Source organism: Streptomyces sp. NPDC058964, from assembly GCF_042741275.1.
Taxonomy (GTDB): Bacteria; Actinomycetota; Actinomycetes; order Streptomycetales; family Streptomycetaceae; genus Streptomyces.
Genome location: NZ_JBHYKH010000242.1, coordinates 1 through 13,214, shown reverse-complemented (window position 1 = coordinate 13,214; position 13,214 = coordinate 1). Strand labels below are relative to the sequence as shown.

Here is a 13,214-nt window from a genome sequence, read left to right as displayed (position 1 = left end):
GTCCTGTCCTGTGTGCGTCAGCCCTCGCCGATGTTGACCATCCACTGAATGCCGAACCGGTCCGTGCACATGCCGAACACGTCGCCCCACATCTGCTTCTCCAGAGGAACGGCCACGGAGCCGCCGGCGGACAGCTTCTCCCAGTAGCCGCGCAGTTCGGCGTCGTCGTCGCCGCTCAGGCTCACCGCGATGTTGTCGCCCACGGTGCGCGGCATACCCGGAGGGCTGTCGGCGCCCATCAGAGTGAAGCCGCTCGGGGTCTCGAGCATGCCGTGCATGATCCGGTCGGCCTCGGGCGAGTCCTGCCGGCCGAACTCACCGTACGAGTTCAGGGCCAGGGTGCCGCCGAAGACCTCCTTGTAGAACTCCATGGCCTGCCGGGCGTCGCCGCCGAAGCTGATGTACGGATTGAGCCGCGAGGTCATGAGAGCCTCCAGGGACGGGACAAATGGTCTGATCCGGCCAGGCTAGCGCGGCCGGCCGACGGTGGCCTGCCTGGACACCAGCGGCAACTCACAGAGCAGCAACCGCGAACTGGGCCTCACCCGCACGGGCACCGGCGTGCCCAAGGCCGTGGCGACCGCCGCAGGAACCACGTTCAACAGCGACGGCACGGGTGGCACCGCCGCGAAGACGCGACGGCTCGGCAGACCCCGCGCGGGTCGCCCGGACGGCTCGGGCCACCGCACGCAGGCGCGTGACGTCCGGCGGGCGGACGGCCCGGCAGGCACACGGCCGAGGCGCTCGGGTGGAGCGCCTCGGCCGTGTGCCCGCTGTGGCGACATGGTCGTCCGCCCGCCTCGTGGCACGACTCCGTACGCCTCCGTCCGCCGCCGGGACCCGAGGCCGGGACGCTAGAGCGTGCGCTCGAGTCGCTCCGCCACGAGCTTCACGAAACGTGCGGGCTCCTTCGGCTGGCCGCCCTCGGCGAGCACCGCGAGGCCGTGCAGCAGTACGGCGGTGTCCACGAGTTCGGCGTGATCCTCGCGCTCCTTGTACGCCTGGTTCAGGCCCTGCACGAGCAGGTGGCCGGGGTTCAGCTCGAGGATCCGCTTCGCGGTCGGGACGTCCTGGCCCATGGCCCGGTACATGTTCTCCAGAGCCGGGGTGAGATCGTGGGCCTCGGAGACGACACACGCCGGGGAGACGGTGAGCCGCGTCGAGAGGCGTACGTCCTTCACCTCCTCCCCGAGCTGCTCCTTCATCCAGCCGAGCAGCCCGGCGTACGACTCGGCCTGCTTCTCCCGCTCGCCGTCGTCCTGCGTGTCACCCTGGGCGTCGAGATCGATCTCGCCCTTGGCGACGGACCGCAGCCGCTTGCCCTCGAACTCGCCCACGGCGTCGACCCACACCTCGTCGACCGGGTCGGTGAGCAGCAGGACCTCGACGCCCCGGGCCCGGAACGCCTCCATGTGCGGGGAGTTCTCGATGCTCTGCCGGGACTCGCCGGTCATGTAGTAGATGTCGTCCTGTCCGTCCTTCATCCGCTCCACGTACTGCTGCAGCGTGGTCGGCTCGTCCTCCGCGTGTGTGCTGGCGAAGGAGGCGACGGCGAGCAGCGCGGCACGGTTGTCGGAGTCGCTGAGCAGCCCTTCCTTCAGGACGGCGCCGAACTCCCGCCAGAGCGTGGCGTACTTGTCGGGGTCGTTCGCCTTCATCTCCTTGACGGAGGACAGCACCTTCTTGGTCAGCCGGCGCTGGATCAACCGGATGTGCCGGTCCTGCTGGAGGATCTCGCGGGATACGTTCAGCGAGAGGTCGTTCGCGTCGACGACGCCCTTGACGAAGCGGAGGTACGGCGGCAGCAGCGCCTCGCAGTCGTCCATGATCAGTACGCGCTTGACGTACAGCTGGAGGCCGCGTCGGAAGTCCCGGGTGAACAGGTCGTGTGGAGCGTGCGCCGGGAGGAACAGGAGAGCCTGGTATTCGAAGGTGCCCTCCGCCTGGAGGCGGATCGTGTCCAGCGGGTCGCGCCAGTCGTGGCTGACGTGCTTGTACAGCTCGTGGTACTCGTCGTCGGACACCTCTTCGCGCGAGCGTGCCCACAGGGCCTTCATCGAGTTCAGCGTCTCGGGTTCGGGCGCGTCCTCGCCGTCGGCCGTCCCCGGGAGGAGCCGGATCGGCCAGGTGATGAAGTCCGAGTACCGCTTGACGATCTCCTTGACCGTCCATACGGAGGTGTAGTCGTGCAGTTGGTTGTCGGGGTCGGCCGGCTTGAGATGGAGCGTGACGGCCGTGCCCTGCGGTGCGTCCTCGGCCGTCTCCAGGGTGTAGGTGCCCTCGCCCCGCGACGACCATCGGGTGCCGCCGCTCTCTCCGGCCCGCCGGGTCACCAGGGTCATCTCGTCGGCCACCATGAAGCCGGAGTAGAAGCCGACCCCGAACTGTCCGATGAGCCCCTCGGCCCCGGCCGCGTCCTGGGCCTCCTTGAGTTCCTGCAGGAACGCGGCCGTGCCGGAGTTGGCGATGGTGCCGATGAGCTTGCCGACCTCGTCGTACGACATCCCGATGCCGTTGTCCCGCACGGTGAGCGTACGGCCGGTCTGGTCGAGCTCGATCTCGATGTGGAGGTCGGACGTGTCGGCGTCGAGGTCGTCGTCCCGCAATGCGGCCAGGCGCAGCTTGTCGAGCGCGTCGGACGCGTTGGAGACGAGCTCCCGCAGGAAGACATCCTTGTTCGAGTAGACCGAGTGGATCATCAACTGGAGCAGCTGACGGGCCTCTACCTGGAACTCAAACGTTTCGGTCGGCATGGTTCGCGTGTCCCTCACAGGTACCCAAGTATCCGGAAACAGGTCACGGTCACTGTAAAACACCAAGTCAGTGCGGCATCACCGTGGTTGACCGCCCGGTAGCAGAGTCCTCATACGAACGGTCATTACCGGCCACAAGAGTGACGGAAAAGCGCACTGTTACAACCTTCCGATGGTCGGCTTCGCAGGGCGATCGGTCATCTCAGGTCATGACCCCCGCACTCGGGGCGCGAATCGGTACGGTCACGGCTCGTGCTCCGGCTCGACTCGCCCGATCGGCCGGATCAGGGGGATCAGGGGCCTCAGGGGGAACCGATGCGCCGAGACGACACGGCGTCCTGTGCGGGTCTGGGCTGTGCCGGACTGGTGTTGCTCCAGTTCTGGGTCCCGGTCGGATATCTGCTCGCCGCCCCCGTGACCGTGCCGGCCCTGCTGGCCGCCCAGGAGCCCCCGGTGCGGACACCACCGGCCGGACCCTTGGCTCTGGTCTGCATCGCCCTGCTCGTGGCGGCCCTCGTGACCTGGCGCGCCGGTCACCGCGTCCGGTTCCGGCCATGGCTGCTGCTCGCCCAGTCCGTGGGCCTGGCGGTGCTGTCCGTGGTGGTGGCCCTGTGGGTCAGGTCGCGGGCAGAGCCTTCGGCGCTCCGCATGGCGCAGGGCGACCCCAAGGGTGCCTGGGCCGTGGTCTCGGAGGCGGAGACGGTGGCTGTCATGCTGGTGGCGGTGGTCTTCTTCCTCGTCGTCCGCAGGACCAGCCGCACGCCGCCCTCCCGATGGGCCGCCGGCATGCGAACGATCGGGCCGCGCTCGCCCCGGCCGGGCGAGATCTGGTGGTGCGAGAAGGCCCTGCGCGGCGGCGGGCGCAAGCATCTGCCCTGTCTCGTGCTCGACCGGGACGGCGGCCTGGCTCGCATCCTGTGGCTCAACCGCTGGGGCAACGAGGGACGCGGCGCCTCCGTCCCCGTGCTGGACGGTGCCTGGAACACACGGTCGCGCGGGCTGAGCAGTTGGGTCGATGTGCACCAGCCCAATCAGGTGCCGTTGGCCGACTTCGGCAGGATGATGGGCCCCTGCCCCTCCAAGACGTGGCGCCTGGTCCACGAGGCCGCCCGGGCGGCCGCCGAGGGCACATGACACGAACCACCGTGTCACGCCGCGGCGCCGTGTTCTGCACCGATCCCCCTGCGGTTTTCTACGGCGACACGGCCGTGCGCGGACCACGCAGAAGTCGCCGCTCGTCCAACCTGCCGCCCGGCCGTGGCTCGGGGGCGAAGGCCCAGCCGGGGGCCAGAGAGCCGCCGACGGTCAGCGCCGGAGGCGAGTTCCACGAAAGGGGCGGACGGTGCGCGAGCCGCTCCTCCAGCGCACGGATCCGTCCCGGTCCGCGAACCCGGCCCTCGCCGGAGAAGAGTGAGACGCTGGTCATGGGAGATGCAACCGTTTGGCTCGCTCAGATGTCCTTATTGTTGAAACCACTGTCCCCTTGGAAGAAGGTTTGGGGGGCGTCATGCACCACCACCATCAACGCCGTACGGCCGTCGCCGCCGGCATCCTCCTCACCGCCGCCCTGGGCGTCGCGGTTCCGGCCTCCGCCGCTCCGCAGTCCAGGCAGGCTCCCGCGACCGCTCTCGTGGTCAACGCCCGATGGGGCGGCCACTGCTCGTACGACCGCATCGTCATCGACGTCCGGGGGAAGCTGCCTCCGGTCACCGTGAAGCCGGTCAAGGAACTGCGATACGACCCCTCCGGGAAAAAGGTCCCGCTCGCCGGGAAGTACTTCCTGGAGATCAAGCTCTCCCCCGCCGCCGCGCACAACGACGCAGGGCAGTCGGTCTACCGAGGACCCAAGCTGGTGAAGATCAATCTGCCGGCGCTCAAGGGCCTCGCTCTGACCGGTGACTTCGAGGGCGTGGTCGGCTTCGGAGCCGCTTTCAACAGCAAACCCGTCTACAGCACCTTCAAGCTCCATTCCCCGGAGCGCTTCGTTCTCGACGTCAGGCACGCCAACCGCTGCGCCTGACCACATCTGAAGGCCCTGCCGTCCGTGGACGGCAGGGCCTTCTGCTTGACGGACGGCCCACCACTCTGTATGTACATGACAGAGCTTTGGTATGGACCAATCCTTCGCGGCATCGCGCACCACTCCGGCGCCCAACCTCCAGTGGAGGCAGCAATGCGAAGACCGTCGGCACTCGTCGCCCTTTTCGTCGGGGCGTTGCTCCTGTTCCTGTCCCCGCCCGCCGCCGCGGCCGGCTCACCGACCGCCGCGTTCTCCAAGTCATCTTCCTGGGACAGTGGTTACCAGGGCGCGTACAGCATCACCAATGGCGGCAGCACCGCACTGTCCGGCTGGACCATCGAATTCGACCTGCCCTCCGGCACCACGGTCGGTGCCTACTGGGACGCACTGCTCACCCGGAGCGGCAGTCATTACACCTTCAAGAACCGCGAGTACAACGGGTCGTTGGCGCCCGGCGCCACCACCTCCTTCGGCTGGGTGTCCAGCGGTACGGGCACACCCGCGAACTGCAAGCTCGACGGTGTCCCCTGCACCGGCGGTTCGGGCGGCGGCGACACCACGCCACCGAGCGTCCCGACCGGAGTGACCGTCGGCGCGGCGACCGGTTCCTCGCTGACAGTGCGATGGACCGCCGCCACCGACGACTCCGGATCGGTCGCGGGCTACGAGGTCTCACGCGACGGCGACACACCCGTCACCGTCACGGGAACCTCCTACACCGCCACCGGACTGCAGACGAGCACGAGTTACTCGTTCCGTGTCCGGGCCAGGGACGCGGCGGGCAACACCTCGGCCTACAGCGCGGCGGTCAGCGGTACCACGGCCTCCGGCGGCACCCAGCCGGGCGGTGCCGTGCACACGGCGCCGTACGTCGACATGGGAGCCTGGCCCACCCCGAGCATGCCCGACATGGCCTCCGTGAGCGGGGTCACGAGCTACACGATGGCATTCGTCACCGCGTCGGGCTGCAAGGCGATGTGGTTCAACGCCTATGACCCGCGCGACGGTTGGGCCAAGGACCAGATCGACGCGATCCGGTCCGGAGGAGGCGACGTCAAGGTCTCCTTCGGCGGCGCCTCGGGGACAGAACTGGCCCAGGCCTGCGGCTCGGTGGACTCGCTGTACACCGAGTACAACGCGGTCGTCAACGCCTATGGCCTGACGTACGTGGACTTCGACATCGAGGGCGCCGCCACCGCGGACCCGGCCTCCGTCAGCCGCCGTTCCCAGGCACTGGCCCGCCTGCAGCAGGCCCATCCGGGACTGAGGATCTCGCTCACGCTCCCGGTACTCCCCGAGGGCCTGACCGCGGACGGCCTGAGCGTGGTCGAGTCGGCCCGCGACGCCGGGGTCGACCTCGACGTCGTGAACGTCATGGCCATGGACTACTACCGCAGCGTCGACTACGGCGATGCCGCCCTCCAGGCCGCGCAGAGCACCTTCACGCAACTGAAGTCGCTGTACCCGGGCAGGGCGGACGCGCAGGTGTGGGCCATGATCGGGGTGACCCCCATGCTCGGCCAGAACGACGACGGCCATGTCTACGACCAGGCCGACGCCCGCCAGTTGGTTGCCTTCGCCAAGGACAAACACCTCGGTGAGCTCGCCTTCTGGGAGGCGACGCGTGACCGCAACGCCTGCACGGGGGCCCTGTACCGCTGCACCAACATCGCCCAGTCACCGTACGAGTTCGCCAGGATCTTCGCCGCGTACGGAGGCTGACTGCCTGTCAGTCCCAGGGGCGCCCCCGCTGCCGCTGCCGCGGGGGCGCCCCCGCAATTGCCGTGCCGGACCTGCCCCGCGGGGACAGAATGCCCGGACGCGGAATACCGCTTGCGCTGCCGTAGCGCACCTCAGCCGCTCACGAGGCCCACGACGAGGTTGATCGCGGTGGCGAGCATGCCCGTGCCGGACACGGGCGATCCGCGCCGTCGTGCTGCGCCACACACTCGGTCAACTCCCATCCGCGGTCCTCCTTCCCACGAGGCGAGCGCGTCGCGGGAAGCCGCGGGGTCAGCTCGTGGCCCCGGCATCGGCGCCGTCCGGCAGCAGGGTCAGGAGCTGCTCGGTGTGGCCGGGCAGCTCGGCTTCCGCGAGACCCGTGATGAGGTCCCTGAGGGGCATGGGCCGATCGACCAGGACCGTGCCGTTGGACAGGAGCAGGGTGGGCACCAGAGTGTCGAGTTCGGCCTCGCTCAGCGTCGGCCCTCCGAGAGCGCACAGGGCATCGCCCTGGATGCGGATGCGCTCCCGGAGTCCCTCGTTGCCGCCCGCGAGCGCACCGACGCGTTCGAGCGTCCACGCGTCCTGCGCCATGCGGTTGTCGTACGTCGTGTTCGCTCCCGAAGTCACACAGGAGACGGCGTTGATGGTGGCGGCATTGACTATGGCCACGTGCGCCAGGATCTGGTCCGCGTTCCACTCACCCGCCGGCGGAACGGGAACGGTGTCGCCGGAGTCGGCCACCGTGGCGGCGGCGTCCAGCAGTGCGCGATAGGCGTGCCGAAGCGGTGCGGTGTCCATCGTGTGATCGCCCTCTGCGGTCGTGTGCGGAGTGGTTGCCGGAAACAGCGCGGAGTCTGCGGTCTCAGCTGTGCGCGCGGTACATCTCCCAGGGCGCCTGGGGGAGAACCTCACCGGTCTCGAGCAGCGACTTGAGATTCGCCAGCACGGCCGGCCAGCCCTCCGAAATCCCCTTGAACATCTCCGGATTGGCGAGGTTCTCGTGGGTCACGGTGAGACGGACGATGTCCTGGTGCGGCTCGACAAGGAAGGTGACGACCGACGGCTCCCTCGGCGGTTCGACGTCGGGGGTGTCTTCGAAGGTGATGACGAGGCTCGTCGGGGGCTCGGCCTTGAGCACGCGACCGACGACGTCGACGGCGCCCGATCCGTCGACGCGCCGGTGCTCCCAGGTCGATCCCGGCTGCCAGTCCGAGACGTTGGCGTGTCCCCAGTAGCGCGCCGTCAGGTCCGCGTCCGTCAGGGCCTGCCACACCTGCTCCGCGCTCGCGCGGATGTAGGTGACATAGACGTAGGTAGGTACCGATGTTGCTTCGTGGGTCATGGCGTACTCCTCTGCCTGGTTCTTGATGGCACTGATCACTTGCAGACGGGGCCTGTCGAACCCCGAGATCCATCGCTCCTCGATCTCGTGGATCGGCACCGGGTTGAGGTAGTGCAACCGCTCCCGTCCACGGCGCACGACGGTCACGAGGTTGGCCCGCACCAGAATGTCGAGATGCTGGGTCGCCGACTGGCGCGCCATGTCCAGGCGCTCACACAGCTCGCGCAGCGTCTGGCCGTTGTGCTCGCGCAGACGGTCGAGCAGGAGTCGCCGGGTGGGGTCGGCCAGGGCTTTGAAGACCGAGTCCATGGCTCTTGCATCGAGGCTCACACTCCACATTATGCAGGTGTTTGCCTGCATAATGTCAACCGATGTCCCCGCCCTGAGCCGGGCCACACGGATGACCTGGGACTTTCACCTTCACGGAACGCTCACCCGTCCTTTCGCGTGGCCGTCAGAACCGTGGCGCTCAACCTCCAGGACGGCCGCGTCGCCCTGGAGCCGCGCCGTCGCGGCGGCGGAGCAGTTCGGCGTGCAGCGCGTCGACCAGGGCCGCCATGGACCGGCCGGGCTGCCGGATGGCCGGAGTGCGGTACGCGCGCGACGTCCCGCGGAACGTCCGGGTCGGACGCTGCAGGACACGCCGGGCGGCCTCGGCCACCAGCCGGACACGGACCAGTTCCCGCCGCCGGGGCAGCCGGACGTGGCAGGTGAGCAGGCCGGCGAGGGAGCAGGTGACCGCGGCCGGCGCAGGTGCCGCCGACAGGACCGGGCCCGGGGACCGACGCGCCGGGGTATCGAGGCTGATCACGCAGACGGCGGCCAGGGCCGCGGCCGCAGAACGCGGCGCAGTTCCGTGAGGGCGGGCGCGGCCATGGCCGCTTCCTCCGCCGGGCGGCTTGACCGGCTCGGCCGGCCACAGGGCCGGCCGTGACATGTCACCGTCGAGGCTGCCCGCGACATGTCGCCGGGGTGGCCGTGCCCCTCCCTCCGCCCGTCGATCCGGCGTGTCCCCCCGAGCGGAGGATGCACGGGCGGAAGCGCGATGCGAGCGAGTGCCGCGCTCAGGCCCCCGGACGCTGGGAGTCGACCATCAACTGGAGCAGGTCCCTCAGGCCGCGTCGCGGGTTCGTGTCGAGGGCGACCAGCGGGTCAGTGGCGAAGCGCAGGCGGGCACGGAGGTCCCGTGCGGCTGCGTGCCCGGCCTCGGTGGCGGCGATGCGCTTGATCCGCCGGTCGGCGGGGTCGGGTACGCGTTCGACGAGGCCACGGCCCTGGAGACGGTCCACCATTCCGGTCAGGTTCGAGGGGTCGGCGCCCACGCGCTCGGCGAGCCGACGCATCGGCAGCGCCTCGTCCAGCGCCAGCAGCACCTTGACCTGCTGCGGTGTGAGTCCGTGGCGGGCGGAGGCGGTCTCGTACTCGCGGTTGTAGAGGGCGGTGATCTTCGCGAAGAGGGCGACCACCTCGGCGGTGAGTCGGTCCGGGGCGTCCATGGGCGGAGTCTAGACCAGCTGCTTACACACCACCATGGTTGACAATGATGGTGGTACTCCATAACTATTTACCACCAGCACCACTCGGCACCGTTACGGGCTCCGCCGTCCCCGGCGTGGTCACCACGAAAGGCACTCACATGTCCTCCAACGTCGTCCTGATCACCGGCACCTCCTCCGGCATCGGCCTCGAATCCGCCGTAGCCGCCGCCCGCGCCGGATGGACCACCGTCGCGACCCTGCGCGATCCGAAGCGGGCGGACGCGCTGCGCGAAGCCGCCGACCGGGCCGGGGTCACGCTCGACATCCGCCGGCTCGACGTCACCGACCCGGCTTCCGTGGCCGCCGCGATCGAGGGCGTCGTCGCCGATTACGGCCGGCTCGACGCGCTGGTCAACAACGCCGGCGCCGGCCACGTCGGGACCATCGAGAACGAGACCGTCGAGGACGTGCGCCGGGTGATGGAGGTCAACTTCTTCGGTGTCGTGCAGACCACCAAGGCCGCGCTCCCCCACCTGCGCGCGTCCGGCGGCAGGCTGATCACCGTCACCTCGGTCGGCGGAGTCGTCGGACAGCCCTTCAACGAGGCGTACTGTGCGGCCAAGTTCGCGGTCGAGGGCTACATGGAGAGCCTCGCCCCGGTGGCCCAGCGGCTCGGCGTGACCGTCTCCGTGGTGGAACCGGGCGCCGTGGCCACCGAGTTCGTCAACAACATCGACCTCGACCTCGCGCGACTGATCGACGCCTCGGGCGACTACGCGGAATTGCTGCAGAGCTACGTCACCCGCACCCTGGGGCAGTTCGCCGACTCCGCACAGACCCCGGGGCAGGTCGCCGTCACGGTGCTCGAGTCCCTGACCGCCGAGCGACCCGCGTTCCGGCTCCAGACCTCCGAGTGGGCGCGCACCTTCACCGGCACCAAGCTCGCCGACAACGACGGCTCGGCCGTCCTCGCCCTCACCGGCGGCTACCTCGGCTGACCGAAACCCGCCACGGCGATCCGTGAGCCCCACCGGCCCGCCGGGCGGCGTTAGCTCCGCAGTGATTCCATGTGCTGCGCCGCGTCGGCGGAAGCCTCGTCGGGGGTGCGTCCGTGCTCACGGGCCACCATGTAGGCGGCGTACCAGTCCGCCCAGTGGTGCTCGGGTGCGGTCGCCTCGTACGGACCGTGGTGCTGCTCGGTCTCCCGCAGGAGTTCGGTCAGCTGGGGGATGTCCATGGTGGTGCCTCCTCACTCGTGCGGGACCGGTCACCGTCCCGGGCAGTCGTTCCCTGACCTCCTGCGGCAGCCGCCCGTTGCCGTCCGGGTCTTCGAAGGAGGCGTACGAGCCGTACTGCGGCGTTCCGGGTCAGGACCGTCGACGCATCTGGGCGCCCGTGTCGCAGGCCGCCGACGGAGGACCCCGATTCTGCGGCTCCGGACCGCGCACGGACCGGGTACGTGACAATTGTGACGTATAGGACCTGAATCATCAGAGTGAACCCGGACGGGCAACACGGACGCGGACGGGCGGCCACTGTCCGTGACACCCGTTGGGTGGATCGGGGAGCGGCGGGCGCTGCCCGGGCGCCCCCTCAGATCGATTCTCCCGGCCGCAGATACCGGTAGCCGTTCGTCTCCTCGGCGAGCCAGCCGTTGACACTGCTGAGGCCGCGGTCGTTGATCTGCGCGTCGTGTATCGCCAACGCCCGCCGTGGTCCGACCGACTTGACGAACTCGATCGCCTCCGCCGTCCTGAGCCACGAACCGTGGACCGGGACGAGGAGCGTCTCGACGGGCTGCTCGGGCACGTGCAGTGAGTCGCCGGGGTGGTAGATCTCCTCGTCGACGACGTAGCCGAGGTTCGCGCAGTCGGGTCGGCCTTCGTAGATGTGCGCATGACGCCCGCCCACCGCCCGCACCCGGAAGCCGGCGGCGGTGAACTCCTGCCCGGAGCCCACTCCGATGACCTCCAGCCGATCGATGTGCGCCTCCGCGGGAGCGTGGACCGGCACGCCGAGACCGGCCAGCCGAAGGACGTCGATGTGGTCGGCGTGTTCGTGAGTCACAAGTACAGCATCCGCGCCGGTCAAGGCAGTTGGCTCGCTCCAGACCCCGGGATCGATGACCAGCGCACGGCCCCCGCTCTCGAGCCTGACGCATGCGTGGGTGTACTTCGTGATTCGCATGGCGCCCCAACGTAGCGCGGCCGGGCGCGCGGCGCCGACCGGTCCGGGGCACACGGTGCAATTCCCGGGGCGATGGATCGGATCCGTCCATTGCGGGTCGCGTGCAGTGCCACCACCTGGAACCGGGTGAGTGATCCGGCCCGGATGTTGAGCTGCACCGTGTCACCGTTCGCCACCGGCTGCCAGGCCATGTGCACGGTCTCGGGCAGGGGTCCGCTCAGAGGCCACGGGACCGGCGTCTGACGAGTGAATCCAGCCAGTCGGTGGCGGCCGAGGTGACCGCGGGAAGGGCACTGTGCACACCCGGACAAACGATCGGCAGGGAGCGTCCCTATGCCGAAGTTCCTCATCCGGGCCAGCTACACGCCCGAGGGCACCAAGGGACTCCTCAAGGAGGGGGCGAGTGGCCGCCGCGCCGCCGTCGACCAGGTCGTCACCGGCCTCGGCGGCACGGTCGAGGCCATGTACTTCGCCTTCGGGAATGACGACATCATCCTGATCGTCGACTTCCCCGACCCGGTGTCCACGGCCGCCGTCAGCCTCACCGTCAAGGCGAGCGGCGCCCTGCACACCCGGGCCACCCCGCTGCTCTCCCTCGACGAGATCGACGAGGCCGCCCGCAGGAAGGTCGCCTTCCGTGCTCCTGGTGCGTAGGCCAGGGGTCATGTGATCGGCGGATTCGGCGCGGCTTTAGCCCGTTCGCATGACTCACCCGCGCCGCAGGGTGAACGGAGACGACGAGCTCTTCGCGCCGAGGGCGACAAACCGCTCGCGAGCATTAGCGTCGGGTCTTGTGTTGCTCAGCTACGCGTTTGTGAACCTGAAGCCCGGAGTGGGAAAGACCACCAGTGCGGTCTGGCTGGCTCACGCACTCCACGAATCGGGCATCCCACCGCTGCTGGTGGACAGTGACCCCGCGTCCTCCGCACTGCGGTGGAGCGAGTTGGCGGGCGGCTTTCCGTTTCCCGTGGTCGCCCTTCCGGTGGGTGACGTGCACCGGCGCGTGAACGACGTCCTCGGCAACCGGCAGGCCGTCGTGTTCGACGCCCCGCAGCTGGAGGACCACGCGCACATCGCCCGGAGCATCATGAGGTACGCGAGCGAGTGGATCGTGCCGGTGACGCCTGCTCCCATCGAACTGGATCGCATGGCGCCCATCGGCGGCGAGATGGGAGACATGCAGTCCTTGCGCGCCCAGCCGGCCCGCGCCGCCGTCCTGCTGAACCGCACGAACCGTCCGGACGCCACGCGCACCGGTCCCGACGCCGACGCCCGCGAGGCCCTCACCGAGCGCGGCTTCGACGTGTTGAACACCCACGTTCCGCGACTCGACCTGTACGCCCAGTCGTTCGGGAGCCGGGTACAGGTCAAAGGCTCGGCCTACATGGATCTCGCCGACGAACTCATCAAGCGTCAGGACCCGCGATGAACCAGCGCAAGGACACGTACCGGGCGGCACTGCAGCGCGAACCGCAGGCCGCGGCACTGCGTCCGGCCAAGGTCACCCATCTGCACACCCGGTACGTCCGGGTGACCATCGAGCTCTCCCCCGCCTTGTCACGCGACGTCACACGATGGGTTGGCTCCCCCGTGTCCGCGCTCGGGAACGCCGGTGCGGCGGTACTGCGCCCACTCGCCGGCTGGGGCGTGGTGGCCGAGGCTGTCGCGGAGGCCTCGTCGCTGGTGGGTGACATGATCCGACCGTGGTC

16 protein-coding genes are annotated in these 13,214 nt (G+C 69.3%); 7 read left to right on the top strand and 9 right to left on the bottom strand.

Features of this window, described 5'->3' with window-relative positions:
• Positions 1-17: 17 nt before the first annotated feature.
• Complete coding sequence (locus ACFW2E_RS26655) at positions 18-425, bottom strand: VOC family protein (protein WP_384469598.1); 408 nt, start codon at positions 423-425, stop codon at positions 18-20.
• Positions 426-854: 429 nt separating this feature from the next.
• Positions 855-2,753, bottom strand: a complete 1,899-nt coding sequence (htpG, locus tag ACFW2E_RS26650; protein ID WP_384469597.1) for a molecular chaperone HtpG — start codon at positions 2,751-2,753, stop codon at positions 855-857.
• A gap of 315 nt (positions 2,754-3,068) precedes the next feature.
• Between htpG and ACFW2E_RS26645 the strand changes: the two genes are divergently transcribed.
• A complete protein-coding gene (locus ACFW2E_RS26645; RefSeq protein WP_384469596.1) occupies positions 3,069-3,887 on the top strand; it encodes a hypothetical protein in 819 nt (272 codons plus the stop codon).
• 58 nt (positions 3,888-3,945) lie between these two features.
• Here ACFW2E_RS26645 and ACFW2E_RS26640 read toward each other — a convergent pair whose 3' ends face one another.
• The gene (locus tag ACFW2E_RS26640; RefSeq protein ID WP_384469595.1) at positions 3,946-4,179 is read right to left on the bottom strand and encodes a hypothetical protein; all 234 of its coding nucleotides are present in this window, start codon (positions 4,177-4,179) and stop codon (positions 3,946-3,948) included.
• Between the two features lie 81 nt (positions 4,180-4,260).
• Between ACFW2E_RS26640 and ACFW2E_RS26635 the strand changes: the two genes are divergently transcribed.
• The gene (locus ACFW2E_RS26635; RefSeq protein ID WP_384469594.1) at positions 4,261-4,773 is read left to right on the top strand and encodes a hypothetical protein; all 513 of its coding nucleotides are present in this window, start codon (positions 4,261-4,263) and stop codon (positions 4,771-4,773) included.
• A 153-nt stretch (positions 4,774-4,926) separates the two neighbouring features.
• The gene (locus ACFW2E_RS26630) at positions 4,927-6,495 is read left to right on the top strand and encodes a cellulose binding domain-containing protein (protein ID WP_384469593.1); all 1,569 of its coding nucleotides are present in this window, start codon (positions 4,927-4,929) and stop codon (positions 6,493-6,495) included.
• A gap of 291 nt (positions 6,496-6,786) precedes the next feature.
• Here ACFW2E_RS26630 and ACFW2E_RS26625 read toward each other — a convergent pair whose 3' ends face one another.
• The 4 genes from ACFW2E_RS26625 to ACFW2E_RS26610 all read right to left on the bottom strand — a co-directional run bounded on the left by ACFW2E_RS26625 (position 6,787) and on the right by ACFW2E_RS26610 (position 9,336).
• Complete coding sequence (locus ACFW2E_RS26625) at positions 6,787-7,296, bottom strand: hypothetical protein (protein WP_384469592.1); 510 nt, start codon at positions 7,294-7,296, stop codon at positions 6,787-6,789.
• 64 nt (positions 7,297-7,360) lie between these two features.
• Positions 7,361-8,149, bottom strand: coding sequence for an ArsR/SmtB family transcription factor (locus ACFW2E_RS26620; protein WP_384469599.1), 789 nt, complete (start codon positions 8,147-8,149; stop codon positions 7,361-7,363).
• A 160-nt stretch (positions 8,150-8,309) separates the two neighbouring features.
• Entirely contained in the window at positions 8,310-8,651 is a 342-nt protein-coding gene (locus ACFW2E_RS26615) for a hypothetical protein (RefSeq protein WP_384469591.1), read from the bottom strand.
• A gap of 253 nt (positions 8,652-8,904) precedes the next feature.
• Positions 8,905-9,336 carry a MarR family winged helix-turn-helix transcriptional regulator gene (locus ACFW2E_RS26610; RefSeq protein ID WP_384469590.1) on the bottom strand — a complete coding sequence of 144 codons (432 nt, stop codon included), beginning with the start codon at positions 9,334-9,336 and terminating at the stop codon, positions 8,905-8,907.
• Between the two features lie 140 nt (positions 9,337-9,476).
• On the opposite strand from ACFW2E_RS26610, the gene ACFW2E_RS26605 reads away from it, so the two are divergent.
• Positions 9,477-10,316, top strand: a complete 840-nt coding sequence (locus ACFW2E_RS26605; protein ID WP_384469589.1) for an SDR family oxidoreductase — start codon at positions 9,477-9,479, stop codon at positions 10,314-10,316.
• 50 nt (positions 10,317-10,366) lie between these two features.
• Here ACFW2E_RS26605 and ACFW2E_RS26600 read toward each other — a convergent pair whose 3' ends face one another.
• Both ACFW2E_RS26600 and ACFW2E_RS26595 read right to left on the bottom strand, forming a co-directional pair.
• Positions 10,367-10,555, bottom strand: coding sequence for a bleomycin resistance protein (locus ACFW2E_RS26600; RefSeq protein WP_384469588.1), 189 nt, complete (start codon positions 10,553-10,555; stop codon positions 10,367-10,369).
• A gap of 356 nt (positions 10,556-10,911) precedes the next feature.
• Entirely contained in the window at positions 10,912-11,505 is a 594-nt protein-coding gene (locus ACFW2E_RS26595; protein WP_384469587.1) for an MBL fold metallo-hydrolase, read from the bottom strand.
• A 333-nt stretch (positions 11,506-11,838) separates the two neighbouring features.
• On the opposite strand from ACFW2E_RS26595, the gene ACFW2E_RS26590 reads away from it, so the two are divergent.
• From ACFW2E_RS26590 to ACFW2E_RS26580, 3 genes are all read left to right on the top strand, one after another.
• Positions 11,839-12,159, top strand: coding sequence for a GYD domain-containing protein (locus tag ACFW2E_RS26590; protein WP_384469586.1), 321 nt, complete (start codon positions 11,839-11,841; stop codon positions 12,157-12,159).
• Between the two features lie 49 nt (positions 12,160-12,208).
• A complete protein-coding gene (locus ACFW2E_RS26585) occupies positions 12,209-12,934 on the top strand; it encodes an AAA family ATPase (protein WP_384469585.1) in 726 nt (241 codons plus the stop codon).
• Positions 12,931-13,214 (top strand): hypothetical protein (locus ACFW2E_RS26580; RefSeq protein ID WP_384469584.1); only part of this gene is annotated, 284 nt, incomplete at its 3' end. The genes ACFW2E_RS26585 and ACFW2E_RS26580, both read left to right, overlap by 4 nt.